At 68.7% G+C, this 16,026-nt stretch carries 17 protein-coding genes; 10 read left to right on the top strand and 7 right to left on the bottom strand.

Features of this window, described 5'->3' with window-relative positions:
* Window positions 1-13 precede the first annotated feature (13 nt).
* Window positions 14-1,669, top strand: a complete 1,656-nt coding sequence (locus VPA02S_RS02425) for a phospholipase D family protein (RefSeq protein ID WP_018902874.1) — start codon at window positions 14-16, stop codon at window positions 1,667-1,669.
* 16 nt (window positions 1,670-1,685) lie between these two features.
* On the opposite strand, the gene VPA02S_RS02420 is transcribed toward VPA02S_RS02425, so the two are convergent.
* The 4 genes from VPA02S_RS02420 to VPA02S_RS02405 form a co-directional block, all read right to left on the bottom strand.
* The gene (locus VPA02S_RS02420; protein ID WP_012747146.1) at window positions 1,686-2,189 is read right to left on the bottom strand and encodes a murein hydrolase activator EnvC family protein; all 504 of its coding nucleotides are present in this window, start codon (window positions 2,187-2,189) and stop codon (window positions 1,686-1,688) included.
* 96 nt (window positions 2,190-2,285) lie between these two features.
* Window positions 2,286-2,792 carry a CreA family protein gene (locus VPA02S_RS02415; protein ID WP_012747147.1) on the bottom strand — a complete coding sequence of 169 codons (507 nt, stop codon included), beginning with the start codon at window positions 2,790-2,792 and terminating at the stop codon, window positions 2,286-2,288.
* An 11-nt stretch (window positions 2,793-2,803) separates the two neighbouring features.
* Window positions 2,804-3,355, bottom strand: a complete 552-nt coding sequence (locus VPA02S_RS02410; RefSeq protein WP_018902873.1) for an NUDIX hydrolase — start codon at window positions 3,353-3,355, stop codon at window positions 2,804-2,806.
* Window positions 3,356-3,374: 19 nt separating this feature from the next.
* Window positions 3,375-4,076, bottom strand: a complete 702-nt coding sequence (locus VPA02S_RS02405; protein WP_018902872.1) for a fumarylacetoacetate hydrolase family protein — start codon at window positions 4,074-4,076, stop codon at window positions 3,375-3,377.
* Window positions 4,077-4,167: 91 nt separating this feature from the next.
* Here VPA02S_RS02405 and maiA point away from each other — a divergent pair, with 91 nt between their 5' ends.
* Window positions 4,168-4,806: a maleylacetoacetate isomerase gene (gene maiA / locus VPA02S_RS02400; RefSeq protein ID WP_026283796.1), complete on the top strand. Its 639-nt coding sequence runs from the start codon at window positions 4,168-4,170 to the stop codon at window positions 4,804-4,806.
* Window positions 4,807-4,820: 14 nt separating this feature from the next.
* Window positions 4,821-5,588, top strand: coding sequence for a peptidoglycan editing factor PgeF (gene pgeF, locus VPA02S_RS02395; RefSeq protein ID WP_062361899.1), 768 nt, complete (start codon window positions 4,821-4,823; stop codon window positions 5,586-5,588).
* Here pgeF and VPA02S_RS02390 read toward each other — a convergent pair.
* Window positions 5,520-5,843, bottom strand: coding sequence for a hypothetical protein (locus tag VPA02S_RS02390; RefSeq protein WP_018902871.1), 324 nt, complete (start codon window positions 5,841-5,843; stop codon window positions 5,520-5,522). The genes pgeF and VPA02S_RS02390 overlap by 69 nt on opposite strands.
* Window positions 5,844-5,956: 113 nt before the next feature.
* Here VPA02S_RS02390 and phaC point away from each other — a divergent pair, with 113 nt between their 5' ends.
* Both phaC and VPA02S_RS02380 read left to right on the top strand, forming a co-directional pair.
* Window positions 5,957-7,708 (top strand): class I poly(R)-hydroxyalkanoic acid synthase, encoded by a 1,752-nt coding sequence (gene phaC / locus VPA02S_RS02385; RefSeq protein WP_062361897.1) that lies wholly within the window; start codon window positions 5,957-5,959, stop codon window positions 7,706-7,708.
* Window positions 7,709-7,773: 65 nt separating this feature from the next.
* Window positions 7,774-8,952, top strand: coding sequence for an acetyl-CoA C-acetyltransferase (locus VPA02S_RS02380; protein ID WP_018902869.1), 1,179 nt, complete (start codon window positions 7,774-7,776; stop codon window positions 8,950-8,952).
* 525 nt (window positions 8,953-9,477) lie between these two features.
* On the opposite strand, the gene VPA02S_RS02375 is transcribed toward VPA02S_RS02380, so the two are convergent.
* Window positions 9,478-10,389 carry a LysR family transcriptional regulator gene (locus VPA02S_RS02375; protein ID WP_018902868.1) on the bottom strand — a complete coding sequence of 304 codons (912 nt, stop codon included), beginning with the start codon at window positions 10,387-10,389 and terminating at the stop codon, window positions 9,478-9,480.
* 110 nt (window positions 10,390-10,499) lie between these two features.
* Between VPA02S_RS02375 and VPA02S_RS02370 the strand changes: the two genes are divergently transcribed.
* Genes VPA02S_RS02370 through VPA02S_RS02350 form a run of 5 tightly spaced genes read left to right on the top strand, consistent with a single transcriptional unit; the run spans window position 10,500 to window position 15,478 of the window.
* Entirely contained in the window at window positions 10,500-11,474 is a 975-nt protein-coding gene (locus tag VPA02S_RS02370; protein WP_062361896.1) for a tripartite tricarboxylate transporter substrate binding protein, read from the top strand.
* 8 nt (window positions 11,475-11,482) lie between these two features.
* Window positions 11,483-12,391, top strand: coding sequence for an HTD2 family dehydratase (locus tag VPA02S_RS02365; RefSeq protein ID WP_155736544.1), 909 nt, complete (start codon window positions 11,483-11,485; stop codon window positions 12,389-12,391).
* Window positions 12,392-12,411: 20 nt separating this feature from the next.
* Window positions 12,412-13,593: a CaiB/BaiF CoA transferase family protein gene (locus tag VPA02S_RS02360; protein WP_062364387.1), complete on the top strand. Its 1,182-nt coding sequence runs from the start codon at window positions 12,412-12,414 to the stop codon at window positions 13,591-13,593.
* Window positions 13,590-14,477, top strand: a complete 888-nt coding sequence (locus VPA02S_RS02355; protein ID WP_062361894.1) for an HpcH/HpaI aldolase/citrate lyase family protein — start codon at window positions 13,590-13,592, stop codon at window positions 14,475-14,477. The genes VPA02S_RS02360 and VPA02S_RS02355 overlap by 4 nt, the downstream gene beginning before the upstream one ends.
* Entirely contained in the window at window positions 14,474-15,478 is a 1,005-nt protein-coding gene (locus tag VPA02S_RS02350; protein ID WP_062361892.1) for a tripartite tricarboxylate transporter substrate binding protein BugD, read from the top strand. The genes VPA02S_RS02355 and VPA02S_RS02350 overlap by 4 nt, the downstream gene beginning before the upstream one ends.
* Here VPA02S_RS02350 and VPA02S_RS02345 read toward each other — a convergent pair.
* The gene (locus VPA02S_RS02345) at window positions 15,475-15,999 is read right to left on the bottom strand and encodes a CinA family protein (RefSeq protein WP_062361889.1); all 525 of its coding nucleotides are present in this window, start codon (window positions 15,997-15,999) and stop codon (window positions 15,475-15,477) included. The two genes, VPA02S_RS02350 and VPA02S_RS02345, sit on opposite strands and share 4 nt — an antisense overlap.
* Window positions 16,000-16,026 lie beyond the last annotated feature (27 nt).

Here is a 16,026-nt window from a genome sequence, read left to right as displayed (position 1 = left end):
TGGCACCCCACCGATGGCCGAAGACTTCCCCTTCAATCCACGACGTTCCGCCCCGCCAACCGGCTGGCTTGGCCTGCGCCTGGCGCGCGCGCCCTGGCTGTTGCTGCTCGGCTTGGCCCTGCTGCTCCTGGGCGGCTGCGCGGGGCTGCCGGCTGGGGTGGAGCGCAAGCCTTCGGTGGCCATCACCGATGGCGCCGACACCATGCTGGGGCGCCTGGTGGCAGCGGCCTCGCCGCCGGGGCAGGGGCTGAGCGGCTTCCGGCTGCTGCCGATGCCGCAGTATTCGCTGCATGCGCGCATCGAGCTCGCGCGCCGCGCCCAGCGCTCGATCGACGTGCAGTACTACCTGGTGCAGAACGACGAAACCGGCCGCTACCTGCTGCGCACGCTGCGCGACGCGGCCGACCGCGGCGTGCGCGTGCGCCTGCTGGTGGACGATCTCTACACCGCGGGCGCCGATCCGCTGTTCGCGGGCTTCGCGGCGCATCCGAACGTGGAGGTGCGCTTCTTCAATCCCTTCCCGGCCGGCCGCGGCCTGCTGGGCACGCGCTGGGCGGCGTCGCTGCTCGACTTCGACCGGGTGCACCGGCGCATGCACAACAAGCTGTTCGTGGTGGACAACACGATGGCGGTCATGGGCGGGCGCAACATCGCCAACGAATACTTCCTGCGCGATGGCGGCTCCAACTTCATCGACATCGACACGCTGGTGGCCGGCACGGTCGTGCCGCGGCTGTCGTCGCTGTTCGACATGTACTGGAACAGCCCGTACGTCTACCCGATCGAGTCGCTGGTCTCCAATGGCGGGGCCACGCCGCAGCAGCTGCGCGAACGCTTCGAGCAGATGACTGCCGGGCCGGACACGCTGCATCCCGAGCCGCTGACTTCCACCGACCTGCTGGGCAACAACGCGCTCGCCAAGGACCTGGGCGAGGGTGCGCTGTCGCTGGTCTGGGCGCGCGCCGAAGCCTATGCCGATGCGCCCGCCAAGGCACTCGGGCCGCCCGAAGCCCGCGGACTGCCGGCCGACGAATCGACCGACAGCGTGCTCTACAACGTGCGGCGCTACCTGCGCGGAGCCCAGCAGGAGATCCTGCAGACCACGCCCTACCTGATTCCGGGGCGCGGCGGCATGGAGACGATCCGCCTCGTGCGGCAGCGCGGCGTGAGCTACACCATCGTGACCAATTCGCTGGCCGCCACGGACGAATCGCTGGTGCACATCGGCTATCGCCACTACCGGCCCGAAATGCTCGCCCTGGGCGTGGAGCTCTACGAGCTGAGCCCCAAGCGCGTGGAGCAGACCAAGCGCTTCGGCATCTACGGTTCGGCCAGTGGCCGGCTGCACGGCAAGTCGGCCGTGGTCGACCGCAGCATGGTGTTCATCGGCTCGATGAACTTCGATCCGCGCTCGATGCTGCACAACACCGAGATCGGCCTGTTCATCTTCAGCCCGCAGATTGCCCAGCAGCTCACCAGCCTGATCGGTTTCATCCGGCTGGACGGCGCCTACCAGCTGCAGCTGGGGCCGCGCGGCGGCATCGAGTGGGTGAGCCCGGCCTCGGGCGATGGCGCCGACACCATCCTGCACGTGGAGCCGGAAACGGATTTCTGGGCGCGCTGGAAGCTGGAGCTGTTCGCCCCGCTGGTGCCCGAGAGCCTGCTGTAGCGCGGGCCGGCAGGTGCTACTGCTGCAGGCGGCCGTTCAGGTAGGGCTCGGGATCGACGGCGGTGCCGTTCTTGCGGATCTCGAAATGCAGCTTCACGCGGTCGGTTTCGCTCTTGCCCATTTCGGCGATCTTCTGGCCTTGCCGCACCACCGCGTTTTCCTTCACGAGGATGGTCTGCGCATGGGCGTAGGCGGTGAGAAAGGTCTCGTTGTGCTTGATGATGACCATGTTGCCGTAGCTGCGCAGCTCGCCGCCCACGTACACCACGCGGCCATCGGCCGAGGCCACGATGGGATCGCCCAGGTTGCCTGCAATGTCGAGCCCCTTGTTGCGCACGCCGTCGAAGCGGGCAATGGTGGTGCCGGCGGCGGGCCGGATGAACATGGCCAGGGGCTGCTGCACGGGCGGCGGAATGACGACGCCGGGCCGCGCGGGCGGCTGCGGCGTGGTGCAGGCGGCCAGGCCGGCAGCCACCAGGAGCGCGGCGCCGGTACGAAGGGCAAAAGTCTGAAGGTGCATGGCTCTGTTGGAACGAATTCGTTGCTGAGGGTTCCCGCGGTCGGCGCGCCGGGCGAGCCACCTCGTCCATGCTAGCAAACTCCGCCGGGGCCGGGTCTACTTGAGCGGAATGGGCGTGCCGCGGTCGATCGGCACCGCCGTCACGCTGTTCTTCGGCGAGCCTTCGATCAGCAGGTCGGAGTAGGTGAGATAGACCAGCGTGTTGCGCCTGGCGTCGACCATGCGCACCACGCGCAGCCGCTTGAACAGGATCGACAGCCGCTCGCTGTAGACCTCTTCGCGCTTTGGAAGCGGCTGCACGATGCTGACCGGCCCGACCTGGCGGCAGGCAATGGAGGCTTCCGACTTGTCCTCCGCCACGCCGAAGGCGCCCGCCAGCCCGCCGGTCTTGGCGCGCGAGACATAGCAGGTCACGCCGTTCACCTTGGGGTCGTCGTAGGCCTCCACCACGATCTTGTGATCGGGGCCGATGAGCTTGAAGGCGGTGTCCACGTCGCCCACCGTTTCCGCATGCGCGGCGAAGGCCAGCGCCAGGCCCGCCAGCGCCAGGCCGCATGCGAAGGCGCCGCGAAGGAGGAGGGGAGCGCGGGAGGCCTGGGTCATGGGGTGGTGTTTCAAACGATGCTGAGTTCGTGCACGCGGTCGAAGCTGCCGCGCCGCCGGTCTTCGAAGAAGTGTTCGAGCGCCTCGCGCACGGTGCGAAAGGCGATCTCTTCCCAGGGAATTTCTTCCTCGGTGAAGAGCCGGGCCTCGATGGTCTCGTGGCCCGGGTCGAAGCGGTCGTCGAGCAGGCGGGCGCGGTAGAACAGGTGCACCTGGCCCACGCGCACCACGCTGATCACCGCGAACAGGCCCTGCATCTCGTAATGGGCGCCGGCCTCTTCGTCGGTCTCGCGGGCCGCGCCCTGGGCCGCGGTTTCGCCCAGCTCCATGAAGCCCGCCGGCAGCGTCCACTTGCCCCAGCGCGGCTCGATGTTGCGCTTGCACAGCAGCACCTTGTCGCCGAGCACGGGAATGGTGCCCACCACGTTCAGCGGGTTCTCGTAGTGGACGGTGCTGCAGGCCGGGCAGACCGCGCGCTCCTTGGTGTCGCCGTCGTCGGGGACGCGGTAGACCACGGCGGTGCCGCAGTTCTTGCAGTGCTTGATGGGTACGCGCAGGATCATGGAGCGGGGAGCCGCGGCGTCAGACGATCTTGACCGCCAACTTGGGCAAGCCGGCTACTTCGCCCACCAGCGTGTCGCCCGCCACCACCGCCGCCACGCCTTCGGGCGTGCCGCTGTAGATCAGGTCGCCGGGCTGCAGCTCCCACGCGGCCGACAGGTGCTCGATGGTTTCGGCCACGTTCCAGATCAGCTTGCTCACGGTGCTGCGCTGGCGGTCGGTGCCGTTGACCTGCAGCGAGATCTCGGCGTTCTCGGCATCGCCGGCCTCGGCCACCGGCACGATCGGGCCGATGGGCGCGCTCTGCTCGAAGCCCTTGCCGATGTCCCAGGGGCGGCCCTGCTTCTTCATGTCGTTCTGCAGGTCGCGCCGCGTCATGTCCAGGCCCACGGCATAGCCGTAGATGTGCTTGTGCGCATCGGCCGCCGCAATGTTCTTGCCGCCGGTGCCGATCGCCACCACGAGCTCGATCTCGTGGTGCAGGTTCTTCGTGAGCGTGGGGTAGGCCATGGTGCCGGTCTGGCCCGCATCGACCACCACCAGCGCGTCGGCCGGCTTCATGAAGAAGAAGGGCGGCTCGCGCCCGGTGAAACCCATTTCCTTGGCGTGGTCCTCGTAGTTGCGGCCCACGCAGTAGATGCGGTGCACCGGAAAACGGGCCGGCTGGCCGACCACGGGGATCGAAACGGTCGCGGGCGGGGCGAAAACAAACTCGGAAGCCATTGCGTCTGTCCTTTTCAGCGGAACGGAGAAAAAACGGCAGTGTGCCAGAGGCAGGCACGGGCTGCCGGTGCGGCGCTATGCTTGCGGGATGATGAAGCTGCACAACTACTTCCGATCGTCCTCGTCGTTCCGCGTGCGCATCGCGCTCCACCTGAAGGGCCTGGAGTTCGACTACATCCCGGTGCACATCGCCCGCGGCGAGCACCGCACGGGGCCGTTCTCGGCCATTTCGGCCGACATGCTGGTGCCGCTGCTCGAGGACGAGGGCGAGCGCTTTTCGCAATCGATGGCCATCATCGAATACCTGGACGAAACCCACCCCGAGCCGGCGCTGCTGCCGCACGATCCGGTGGGCCGCGCCCATGTGCGCGCGCTGGCGGAATCCATCGCCTGCGAGATCCATCCGCTCAACAACCTGCGCGTGCTCAAGTACCTGGTGAAGGAGCTCAAGCTCGACGACGAGGCCAAGAACGCCTGGTACCGCCATTGGGTGCGCGACGGCATGCTGGCCTTCGAGCGCCAGCTCGCGCAGCATCCGGGCGGCCGGTTCTGCTATGGCGACACGCCCACGCTGGCCGACTGCTGCCTGGTGCCGCAGATCTTCAACGGCCGCCGCTTCGACTGCGACTTCAGCGGATTGCCGCGCACCATGGCCGCCTTCGAGGCCTGCATGGAGCTCGACGCCTTCCAGCGCGCCCAGCCTTCGCAGTGCCCCGACGCGGAAGCCTGAACGCGCCCGCCGCCATGGACGACGCGCACTGGCTCGTGCCCGACTGGCCGGCGCCGCCCAACGTGCGGGCCGTGTGCACCACGCGCGAGGGCGGTGTCTCGCAGGGCCGCTACCAGAGCCTCAACCTGGGCGACCACGTGGGCGACCTGGCCGCCCACGTCGCCGAAAACCGCCATCGCCTGGCGCAGGCCATCGGCGGCGCGCGGCCGGTCTTTCTTCAGCAGGTGCACGGCACCGGCTTGGTGGCGCTCGATGCCGAGGCGGGCGGGGCGGGCGACGGCACGCCGGCCGATGCCTGCACCGCCACGGCCACCGGCGTGGCCTGCACCATCATGGTGGCCGACTGCCTGCCCGTGCTCTTCACCGACGAATCGGGCCAGCGGGTGGCGGCCGCGCATGCCGGCTGGCGCGGCCTGGCCGGCGGCGTGCTCGAGGCGGCGGCCCGGTGCTTCGAGCCCGCGCAGGGCGGCGGCAGGGTCATGGCCTGGCTCGGCCCGTGCATCGGGCCCCGTGCCTTTGAGGTCGGGCCCGAGGTCAAGGCTGCGTTCGAGGCGCATGCGCCCGAGGCTGCGCGCTGCTTCCTGCCCGCGGCGGCGCCCGGCAAGTGGCTGGCCGACCTGCCCGCGCTCGCGCGCCAGCGCCTCTGTGCAGCCGGCGTGGAATCGGTGCATGGCAACGACGGCAGCGACGCGTGGTGCACCGTCGCCAACCCGTCACGGTTCTTTTCGCACCGGCGGGACGGCGTCAGCGGGCGTTTCGCCGCGCTGGTCTGGAAGGCCTGAGTCCGCGCCTGCCGCTGCGGCCGCCTCGCTCGCGGCGCGGCGCGCTTCTTCCTGTGCCTTTTCCTCGCGCTCCCTGATCGCGCGGCGCCGCCCCGGCGTCCCCATCAGGTAAACCACCAGTGCGACAGGCGCCAATCCGTACAAAAGAAATGTGAAGATGGCACCCAGCACGGTGCCGGTGGTGTTGGTGGCTTCGGCCACGGCCATCATCAGGGCGACGTAGAGCCAGCCAATCACGATCAGGTGGATGAACACAAGAAGTTTCAGTCGGTAAGTGAGCGGGGAGCGTTGTGGGCGCCTTGCGAAATGCAGGATACTCAAAATACGCAAGCCATCCGTATCGATTCAGGTGAGGACCAGGAGACATGATGAAGCAACAAGCAACGGGGGCCGACGCGTTCGCGCCCTTCCAGCAGGCTCTTTCGGAGGGATGGACCAAGGCGCTGGAATCGCTCCAGCAGTCCGCCGTACAGGGGGCCTCGGCCTTCAACGGCGGCGGCACGCCGCTGTGGCAATTGCCTCCGGGGGCAACGCTGCCTGAATTGCCGAAAGTCTCCATCGCGCCCGAGAAGCTGCAATCGATCCAGCAGCAATACATGGCCGAGGCCACCGAACTCTGGCGCCGCGGCTTCGACGCCAGGCCCGAGGGCGACAGGCGCTTTGCCGGCGAAGCCTGGGGCAGCAACCCGCTCGCGGCCTTCTCGGCGGCGGTCTACCTGCTCAATGGCCGCACCCTGCTCAGCATGGCCGAGGCCATCGACGCCGACGAAAAGACCAAGGCGCGCATGCGCTTTGCGGTCGAGCAATGGATGGCGGCCGCATCGCCCAGCAACTCGCTCGCCTTCAACGCAGAGGCGCAGAAGAAAGCCATCGACACGCAGGGCGAGAGCATTGCCAAGGGCATCCAGAACCTGCTGCACGACGTGAAGCAGGGCCACCTCAGCATGACCGACGAAAGCGCCTTCGAAGTGGGGCGCAACGTGGCCACCACCGAGGGCGCCGTGGTGTTCGAGAACGAGTATTTCCAACTGCTCGAATACAAACCGCTCACGGCCAAGGTCTATGAGCGGCCGTTCCTGCTGGTGCCGCCGTGCATCAACAAGTTCTACATCCTCGACCTGCAGCCCGAGAACTCCCTGATCCGCTATGCCAACGAGCAGGGCCACCGCGTGTTCGTGGTGAGCTGGCGCAACCCCGACGAGTCGCTGGCCCACGCCACCTGGGACGACTACATCGAGAATGCCGCCATCAAGGCGATCCACCTCGTGCAGGAGATCGGCGGGAGCAAGCAGATCAACGCGCTGGGCTTCTGCGTGGGCGGCACCATCCTGAGCACAGCGCTGGCCGTGCTCGCGGCGCGCGGCGAAAAGCCGGCCGCCTCGGTCACGCTGCTCACCACCTTTCTCGACTTCAGCGACACCGGCATCCTCGACATCTTCGTGGACGAGGCGATGGTGGCGTACCGCGAAATGCAGCTGGGCAAGGGCGGCCTGCTGCCGGGCATGGACCTGGCCTCGACCTTCAGCTTCCTGCGGCCCAACGACCTGGTCTGGAACTACGTGGTCGGCAACTACCTGAAGGGCGAGACCCCGCCGCCCTTCGACCTGCTCTACTGGAACAGCGACGCCACCAACCTGCCGGGCCCGTTCTACACCTGGTACCTGCGCAACACGTACCACGAGAACAAGCTCGCCAAGCCCAATGCGCTCACGGTCTGCGGCGAGAAGATCGACCTCGGCAGGATCGACATCCCGGCCTATATCTACGGCTCGCGCGAAGACCACATCGTGCCGATCGGCGGCGCCTATGCGTCCACGCAGCTGCTGCCCGGCAAGAAGCGCTTCGTCATGGGCGCCTCGGGCCACATCGCGGGCGTGATCAATCCGCCCGCCAAGAAAAAGCGCAGCCACTGGACGCGCGAGGACGGCAAGTTCCCCAAGACCCAGGCCGAATGGCTGGCCGGCGCCACCGAGCATCCCGGCAGCTGGTGGACCGACTGGGCCCAATGGCTCAAGGACCATGCGGGCAAGCAGGTCCCGGCACCCAAGGCCTACGGCAACGGCAAGGCCTACAAGGCCATCGAGCCGGCGCCGGGACGCTACGTCAAGGCCAGGGCCTGATCCCGGACACACACGCACGAGTTACCCGCACCGCTTCAATTCAAATCACTTCAACGGAGAACCTCATGGAAGACATCGTCATCGTTTCGGCCGCACGCACGGCGGTCGGCAAGTTCGGCGGCTCGCTTGCCGGCATTGCAGCCACCGAGCTGGGCGCCCTCGTGATCAAGGAAGTGATCGCGCGCGCCAATCTCACGGCCGACCAGGTCGGCGAAGCCATCATGGGCCAGGTGCTGGCCGCCGGTGCGGGCCAGAACCCCGCGCGCCAGGCATGGCTCAAGAGCGGCGGCGCCAAGGAAACGCCGGCGCTCACCATCAACGCCGTGTGCGGTTCGGGCCTGAAGGCCGTGATGCTCGCGGCGCAGGCCGTGGCCACGGGCGACAGCGAGATCGTGATTGCCGGCGGCCAGGAGAACATGAGCGCCGCGCCGCACGTGCTGCCCAATTCGCGCAACGGCCAGCGCATGGGCGACTGGAAGCTGGTCGACACCATGATCGTGGACGGCCTGTGGGACGTCTACAACCAGTACCACATGGGCATCACGGCCGAGAACGTGGCCAAGAAGTACGGCATCGACCGCTCCGCGCAGGACGAGCTCGCGCTCGGCAGCCAGACCAAGGCCGCGGCCGCGCAGGACGCCGGCAAGTTCAAGGACGAGATCGTGCCCGTGAGCATTGCGCAGAAGAAGGGCGATCCGATCGTCTTCGACAAGGACGAGTTCATCAACCGCAAGACCAGCGCCGAAGGCCTGGCGGGCCTGCGCCCCGCGTTCGACAAGGCTGGCGGCGTGACCGCGGGCAATGCCTCGGGCCTGAACGACGGCGCTGCCGCCGTGATGGTGATGACGGCCAAGAAGGCGGCCGCGCTCGGCCTCAAGCCGCTGGGCCGCATCGCAAGCTACGCCACGGCCGGCCTCGACCCGGCGATCATGGGCATGGGCCCGGTGCCCGCGTCGACCAAGGCGCTGCAGCGCGCCGGCTGGAAGGCTGCCGACCTTGATCTGCTCGAGATCAACGAGGCTTTCGCGGCGCAGGCCTGCGCGGTGAACAGGGAAATGGGCTGGGACGTGAACAAGGTCAACGTGAACGGCGGCGCCATTGCCATCGGCCACCCGATCGGCGCGTCGGGCTGCCGCATCCTGGTGACGCTGCTGCACGAGATGCAGCGCCAGAACGCGAAGAAGGGCATTGCGTCGCTGTGCATCGGCGGCGGCATGGGCGTGGCGCTGACGATCGAGCGATAGGTCTTTGCGCTCCCGGGTCGCGCACCTCTCTTTCGGGGGCGCGGCCATTCAGGGCGCGCTCCCGCCGACGGGGTACCTTGCTCCGCGAATGTCCTCCGGCCTTCGGCCTCCCCCTTGATTTCGCTGCGCAAGGCACCCCATCAGCGGGAGCGTTGGACAGAGCGGCCGTTGATCGGCTGTGTTCGCAGAGCGTGCCCAGGTGCACAGGGCATCGGGTGCTCCCCGCAGCGAAATCAAGGAGGAGGGGGCGCAGCCCCCGGGGGACATTCGCGGAGGGGAGTACCCGGTGGCCTGTGCACGCGCCCCGAACACGACAACAGCAACAGCTCACTGCCGGACCCGGCAGGCCGCAGATCACTTTGTTCACCGCCCAATTTTTGAGCAAACTGATTATTCCCCTTGTAAAACAACAAGTTAGATCGCCTTTACAAGGAAGAACATCAGTTATCCCCAAAGTTGTCCACGGAAAATGGGGATGGCATCGGCTTCTTCAGAATTCGCCCGCAAGTCCTTGATTTGTGGCACTCAGCCGGCAGCGGCCTGCTCCACGGCGTAGTGCTGGCACAGCGTCTCGACCAGCGCCTGCGCATAGATCGGCAGTGCCGCCCGGTCGCGCACCAGCAGGTAGCGCTCCCGCACGCACCATGCGTCGCTGAGATCGATCAGCGCGAGCTGCATGCTTTCCTGATTGCGCCGCGCCGCCGACTCCGGCACCACGCCAATGCCCACGCCGCTGCCGATCATCCGGCACATGGCGTCGAAGCTGCCGAGCTGGATGCGCAGCTTCTGCCGCTTGCCGAGGTTGTCGGTGATCTGCGCCAGAAAGGTCTGCAAGGTGCTGCCTTGCTGCATGCCGATTGCGTCTTCATCCAGCGTTTCCGCGAATGAAATCCTGCGGCGCTTCGCGAAGCGGTGCTTGCGCGAGGTGGCGAGCACCAGCCGATCGGTGCTGAAGTGGATCGCTTCGAGGCCCAGCGTGTCGACGCGGCCCGCCACGATGCCGATGTCGGCGCGGCCGTCGAGCACGCCGCGCGGGATCTGAGCATTCGGTTTTTCCTGAAGGTCGACGTTGATGCGCGGATTGCGCGCAAGAAAGCCCGGCAAGATTTCAGGCAGGAAATCGGTCACCGCCGTGGTGTTGGCGAACACGCGCAGGTGGCCGCGCAGGCCGCCGCCGTATTCGAGCAGGTCGGCGCGCAGCTGCTCGGTCTGGTGCAGCACGAGGCGCGCGTGGTGCAGGAAGGCTTCCCCCGGCGGCAGCAGGCGCACGCCGCGCGCTTCGCGCTGCAGCAGCTGCAGCCCGGCCTGGTTTTCGAGCGCCTTGATGCGCGCGCTGGCCGCCGCAAGCGACAGGTGCTGCCGCTCGGCCGCGCGCGTGAGATTGCCGAGCTCGGCCGTGGCAACGAAGAGGCGCAGGTCGGTCAGGTCGAAAAGCATGGCGCCATCGTAAAGCCCGAGCCTTCGGTATTTCAGAAGCCTGGGTTTCGAAATCGCAGATTGCGCACGCTGCCACGGCAGAACACCATGCGGCCATGGAGACAAAGACAATGACATTCCGCGCACTGGCGCTTCTTTCCCTTGCCGCGGCAGCGCTCTGCACTGCGGTTCCGGCTGCCGCGCAGCCCTACCCCTCGCGCCCCGTCACGCTCGTCGTGCCGCAGGCTGCGGGCGGCACCAACGACATCGTGGGCCGCCTCGTGGGCCAGAAGATCGGCGAGCTGATGAACGCGAGCGTGGTGGTCGACAACCGGCCGGGCGCGGGCGGCAACATCGGCACGCAACTGGTCGCCAAGGGCCCGAAGGACGGCTACATGCTGCTCATGACCATCAGCAGCAGCCAGGCCATCAACCCGGCGCTCTACAGGAACCCGGGCTTCGATCCGGTGAAGGATTTCAAGCCCGTGGGCCTGATCGGCGCGGTGCCCAACGTGCTGCTGGTCAACCCCTCGTTTCCCGCGAAGGATTTCAACGAGTTCCTGAAGCTCGCGCGGCAGAAGGGCGCCAACTACCAGTACGCCTCGGCCGGCAACGGCACGCTCAACCACCTGCTGGGCGAAATGCTCAACAGCATGGCCGGCATCTCGCTGCAGCACGTGCCGTACAAGGGCGTGGCGCCCGCGCTCAACGACGTGCTCGGCGGGCAGCTGCCGATCGTGTTCGCGAGCCTGCCTTCGGCGCTCTCGCACATCAAGGCCGGCAAGCTGCGCGCGCTGGCCGTGAGCGGCGACAAGCGCTCGCCGGTGCTGCCCCATGTGCCCGCCATCGCCGAGGCCGTGCCGGGCTACAACGGCACGCTCTGGATCGGCCTGTTCGCGCCAGCGGGCGTGCCGCCCGAGGTGCTCGCCACGCTGCAGGACGCGACGCGCAAGGCGCTGGCCGCGAAGGACCTGCGCGACAAGCTCGAACAGCAGGGCGTGGAGATCGCGCCGCCCACCACGCCCGATCAATTCTCGAAACTGCTGCAGGACGACCTCGCCAAGTGGGCACGCATCGTCAAGGCCTCCGGCGCAGCGGTCGACTGAAGGAACCCATGATCAATTCCGTCCAAGAAAAGTCCCCCGGCGCGATCGACGCCGGCACGCTCGCGAAGCTCCAGGCCTGGCAAGGCCGCAGCGAAACGCTGGCCGACGACATCACCGCCGCTCCCGTGCGTGCGCTCTCGGCCACGCTCGACCGCGACGACGCACCGCCCGCCGCCGGCACGCGCCTGCCCGAACTCTGGCATTGGCTCTACTTCCTGCCGCACCATCGCCAGTCCGAGATCGGCGAGGACGGCCATGCGAAGCGCGGCGGCTTCCTGCCGCCCGTGCCGCTGCCGCGCCGCATGTGGGCCGGCGGGCGGCTGGCGTGGGAGCCGGGCAACCCGCTGCAGGTGGGTGACAGGGCCGAGCGCACCTCGACCATCGCCTCGGTCACCCACAAGGTCGGCCGCACGGGCGAGCTGATGTTCGTGCTGGTGCGCCATGAAGTGCGCAACGAACGCGGCCTTGCGCTGACCGAGGAGCACGACATCGTCTACCGCGCCGCGGCCGCGCCCGGCGAGAAGGCGCCGCCGCCCACGCCGGCGCCGAAGGACGCCGCCTTCAGCCGCGAGATCGTGCCCGACGACGTGCTGCTGTTCCGCTATTCGGCGCTCACCTTCAACGGCCACCGCATCCACTACGACCGCCGCTACGTGACGCAGGTCGAGGGTTATCCGGGCCTGATCGTGCACGGCCCGCTGATCGCGACGCTGCTGGTGGACCTGCTGCGCCGCCATGTGCCGGGCGCGCAGCTCGCGCGCTTCGAGTTCCGCGCCGTGCGGCCGACCTTCGACATTGCGCCGTTCCGCGTGCACGGCAGGCCGGCCGAAGGCAGCACGGACGGCAAGACCTTCAGCCTCTGGGGCGAAGACGCCGATGGCTGGCTCACGATGCAGGCCACGGCCGTGCTCGCATGAAAAAAATGGAAAACACGTCCATGACAAGACCTCTCGACGGCATCACCGTGGTTTCGCTCGAGCACGCGATCGCCGCGCCTTTCTGCACCCGGCAGCTGGCCGACCTCGGCGCCCGCGTCATCAAGGTGGAGCGCCCCGGCGCCGGCGACTTCGCGCGCGCCTACGACGCACGCGTGGGCGGCGAGGCCTCGCACTTCGTGTGGGTGAACCGCTCCAAGGAAAGCCTCACGCTCGACCTCAAGCAGCCTGCCGCGCTCGCGGTGCTGCAGGCGCTGGTGGCCGAGGCCGACGTGCTGGTGCAGAACCTCGCGCCCGGCGCGGCCGCGCGCATGGGCCTGGGCGCCGAGGCGCTGCAGGCCCTGCATCCGCGGCTCATCGTCTGCGACATCTCGGGCTATGGCGACGACGGCCCGTACCGCGACAAGAAGGCCTACGACCTGCTGATCCAGAGCGAGGCGGGTTTTCTCTCGGTCACCGGCACGCCGGACGATCCCTGCAAGTCGGGCAATTCCATCGCCGACATCGCGGCGGGCATGTATGCCTACACCGGCATCCTCGCGGCGCTGCTGCAGCGCGGCAAGACCGGCAAGGGCTCGCACATCGACGTGTCGATGCTCGAATCGCTCGCCGAGTGGATGGGCTACCCGATGTACTACGCCTACGAAGGCGCGCCGCCGCCGCCGCGCAGCGCGGCCTCGCACGCCACCATCTATCCCTACGGTCCCTTTCCCGCGGGCGACGGCGGCACGGTGATGCTGGGCCTGCAGAACGAGCGCGAATGGCGTGTGTTCTGCGAGAAGGTGCTGCTGCAGGCGGGGCTTGCCACCGACGCGCGCTTCGACAGCAATGCGCGGCGCAACGAGAACCGCGACGCGCTGCGCGCGATCATCGTCGAGACCTTCGCCGCGCTCGGCACCGCGCAGGTGGTCGAGCGCCTCGATGCGGCGCAGATCGCCAATGCGCGCATGAACGACATGGCCGGGCTGTGGGCGCATCCGCAATTGCAGGCGCGCGAGCGCTGGCGGCAGGTGGGCTCGCCGGCCGGCGACATTCCGGCGCTGCTGCCGGCCGGCCGCCAGAGCGCCTTCGACTACCGCATGGACGCGATACCGGCCGTGGGCCAGCACACCGACGCCATCCTGCGCAGCCTGGGCCGCAGCGAGGCGGACATCGCGGCGCTGCGCGAGGCGGGGGCGGTGTGAGCACGGCAGCGCTCGCGCTGGCGCGCGCCTTTCTCTTCGTGCCGGCCGACCGGCCCGAGCGCCACGCGCGCGCGCTGGCCACCGGCGCGGGCGCGGTGATCGTCGACCTGGAGGATGCGGTGGCACCCGAGCGCAAGGCCGCGGCGCGCGAAGGCCTCGCGGCGTCGTTCGCCGCGCTGCCCGCGGCCGGCCGGCAGCGCCTGCTGGTGCGCATCAATGCCGCAGGCACGCCCTGGCACGAGGACGACTGCGTGGCCGTGGCCGGGCTGGTCTTGCAGGGGCTGATTGCGGGCGTGGTGCTGCCCAAGGCGGAGCGGGCCGGCGACCTGCGGCTGCTGGCCGAAGCCATCGGTCCTCGAGGGGTGCTCGTGCCGCTCGTCGAATCGGCGGCCGGCCTCGCGGCGGTCGACGAGCTCGCGGCGGCGCCACAGGTGCTGCGGCTCGCCTTCGGCAACCTCGATTTCCAGGCCGATGTCGGGCTGGCCTGCGATGCGGACGAAGCCGAGCTGGTGCCGGTGCGCCTGGCGCTGCTGCTGGCCTCGCGCCGCACCGGGCTGCCCGCGCCGATCGACGGCGTGACGGCCGACTGGCGCGATGCGCAGCGCCTGGCCGCCGACACCGCACGCGCGCGGCGCGGCGGCTTCGGCGCCAAGCTGTGCATCCACCCCGACCAGGTCGCGCCGGTGCAGGCCGCGCTCGGCCCGAGCGACGGCGAGCTCGCATGGGCGCGCCGCGTGATCGAGGCCGTGCGGTCGGCTGGCGGCGGCGTCGCCAGCCTCGACGGCCGCATGGTCGACGCGCCGGTGGTTCGCCTGGCCGAACGGCTGCAGGCGCTCGCTGCGGAACAAGACAGGCATCCAACAACCAAGGAGACAAGCAAGTGAATCTGAAGAAGAACTGGAAGGGCCGCACCCTGCTGGCCGCGGCATGGGGCGCAGGCCTGCTGGCCGCGCAAGCGCCGGCCGCCGCGCAGGCGCCCTGGCCCGAGAAGCCCATCACCATGGTCGTGCCGTACTCGGCCGGCGGCCCCACCGACGTGGTCGCGCGCATGCTCGCGATTCCCATGGGCAAGTCGCTCGGGCAGACCGTGATCGTCGAGAACACCGTGGGCGCGGGCGGCACCATCGCGCCCGCGCGCGTGGCCAAGGCGGCGCCCAACGGCTACACCATCCTGATCCACCACATGGGCATGGCCACCGCGCCCGCGCTCTACAAGAAGCTCAACTACGACCCGCTGAAGGATTTCGAATACGTGGGCCAGGTGATGGACGTGCCCATGACCCTGCTCTCGCGCAAGGACTTTCCGGCCAGCAACTTCCAGGAACTGCTGGCCTACGTGAAGACCCACAAGGACAAGGTCACGCTTGCCAACGCCGGCATCGGCGCGGTCTCGCAGCTGTGCGGCATGCTGCTGGCGCACCAGATCGGGGTGCAGCTCACCACCGTGCCCTACAAGGGCGCCGGCCCGGCGCTCAACGACCTGATGGGCGGACAGGTCGACCTGCTGTGCGACCAGACCACGCAGACCGCGCCGGTCATCAAGGACGGCAACCGCGTCAAGGTGTTCGGCGTGACCACGCCGAAGCGCCTGTCCAGCATGCCCAGCATTCCCACGCTCGACGAGCAGGGCCTCAAGGGTTTCGACGTGAAGGTGTGGCACGGCATCTACGCGCCCAAGGGCACGCCGCCGGCCGTGATGGAAAAGCTCAACACGGCCCTGCGCGCCGCGCTGCAGGACGACATGGTCAAGCACCGCTTCGCCGAGCTGAGCACCGAGGCCGTGCCGATGGACAAGGTGACGCCCGAAGCACTGCGCACCCACCTGGCGGCCGAGACCGAGAAGTGGGGGAAGGTGATCAAGGCGGCGGGGGTGCAGGCGGACTAGGAGCCTGGCGCTCGGCGATCCTGCGCCAGCAGCGTCTGGTGGAACAGCAGGAGCAGTTGCCGCGCAAAGACATCCATGTTCGACGCGCGGTCCGCATCGGCGGTTTCGATCGTCCGGCTGGCCGCAGCCTCTCCGGCGACGGCCACGCACACATGCCCCGGCGCGTCGCCATACGGACTGCCGGACGGGCCGGCCGCGCCGCTTTCGGCAATGCCCCAGGTGGCGCGGTGGCTGCCCCGGATCCTGCCTGCAATGAAGCTGGCATAGGGTTCGGTTTCCGCGCGCATGCCGGCCATGTCTTCGGCCGTCAGCCCTAGCAGCGCTTTTCCGGCCCGGCGCGAGTAGACGACCGCGCCGCCGAGGAAGAAAGCCGAGGCACCCGGAATGGCGAGCAGGGCGGCTGACACCAGGCCGCCGGCCGAGGATTCGGCCACCGCCACGGTCTGGCGCCGCTCGCGCAGGATGGCGCCGACACGGCCGGCGAGGATGGAAAGCGGCTCGAGGCCGGCGATGTCAGGCATGGGGGCGTTGCCCGGCGTTTTCGAAAT

It is taken from the genome of Variovorax paradoxus NBRC 15149, assembly GCF_001591365.1.
Classification (GTDB): domain Bacteria; phylum Pseudomonadota; class Gammaproteobacteria; order Burkholderiales; family Burkholderiaceae_C; genus Variovorax; species Variovorax paradoxus.
The sequence above is the reverse complement of the archived record's forward strand: the minus strand, read 5'-3'. Positions and strand labels throughout refer to the sequence as shown.

Bases quoted from the DNA above. Each gene is read 5' to 3' on its own strand.
- phaC (WP_062361897.1), top strand. From the start codon at position 5,957: ATGAAGCAACAAGCAACGGGGGCCGACGCGTTCGCGCCCTTCCAGCAG.
- VPA02S_RS02360 (WP_062364387.1), top strand. From the start codon at position 12,412: ATGACAAGACCTCTCGACGGCATCACCGTGGTTTCGCTCGAGCACGCG.
- VPA02S_RS02405 (WP_018902872.1), bottom strand. From the start codon at position 4,076: ATGGCTTCCGAGTTTGTTTTCGCCCCGCCCGCGACCGTTTCGATCCCC.
- VPA02S_RS02345 (WP_062361889.1), bottom strand. From the start codon at position 15,999: ATGCCTGACATCGCCGGCCTCGAGCCGCTTTCCATCCTCGCCGGCCGT.
- VPA02S_RS02370 (WP_062361896.1), top strand. From the start codon at position 10,500: ATGACATTCCGCGCACTGGCGCTTCTTTCCCTTGCCGCGGCAGCGCTC.
- VPA02S_RS02380 (WP_018902869.1), top strand. From the start codon at position 7,774: ATGGAAGACATCGTCATCGTTTCGGCCGCACGCACGGCGGTCGGCAAG.
- VPA02S_RS02420 (WP_012747146.1), bottom strand. From the start codon at position 2,189: ATGCACCTTCAGACTTTTGCCCTTCGTACCGGCGCCGCGCTCCTGGTG.
- VPA02S_RS02425 (WP_018902874.1), top strand. From the start codon at position 14: ATGGCCGAAGACTTCCCCTTCAATCCACGACGTTCCGCCCCGCCAACC.
- pgeF (WP_062361899.1), top strand. From the start codon at position 4,821: ATGGACGACGCGCACTGGCTCGTGCCCGACTGGCCGGCGCCGCCCAAC.
- VPA02S_RS02410 (WP_018902873.1), bottom strand. From the start codon at position 3,355: ATGATCCTGCGCGTACCCATCAAGCACTGCAAGAACTGCGGCACCGCC.
- maiA (WP_026283796.1), top strand. From the start codon at position 4,168: ATGAAGCTGCACAACTACTTCCGATCGTCCTCGTCGTTCCGCGTGCGC.
- VPA02S_RS02375 (WP_018902868.1), bottom strand. From the start codon at position 10,389: ATGCTTTTCGACCTGACCGACCTGCGCCTCTTCGTTGCCACGGCCGAG.
- VPA02S_RS02365 (WP_155736544.1), top strand. From the start codon at position 11,483: ATGATCAATTCCGTCCAAGAAAAGTCCCCCGGCGCGATCGACGCCGGC.
- VPA02S_RS02415 (WP_012747147.1), bottom strand. From the start codon at position 2,792: ATGACCCAGGCCTCCCGCGCTCCCCTCCTCCTTCGCGGCGCCTTCGCA.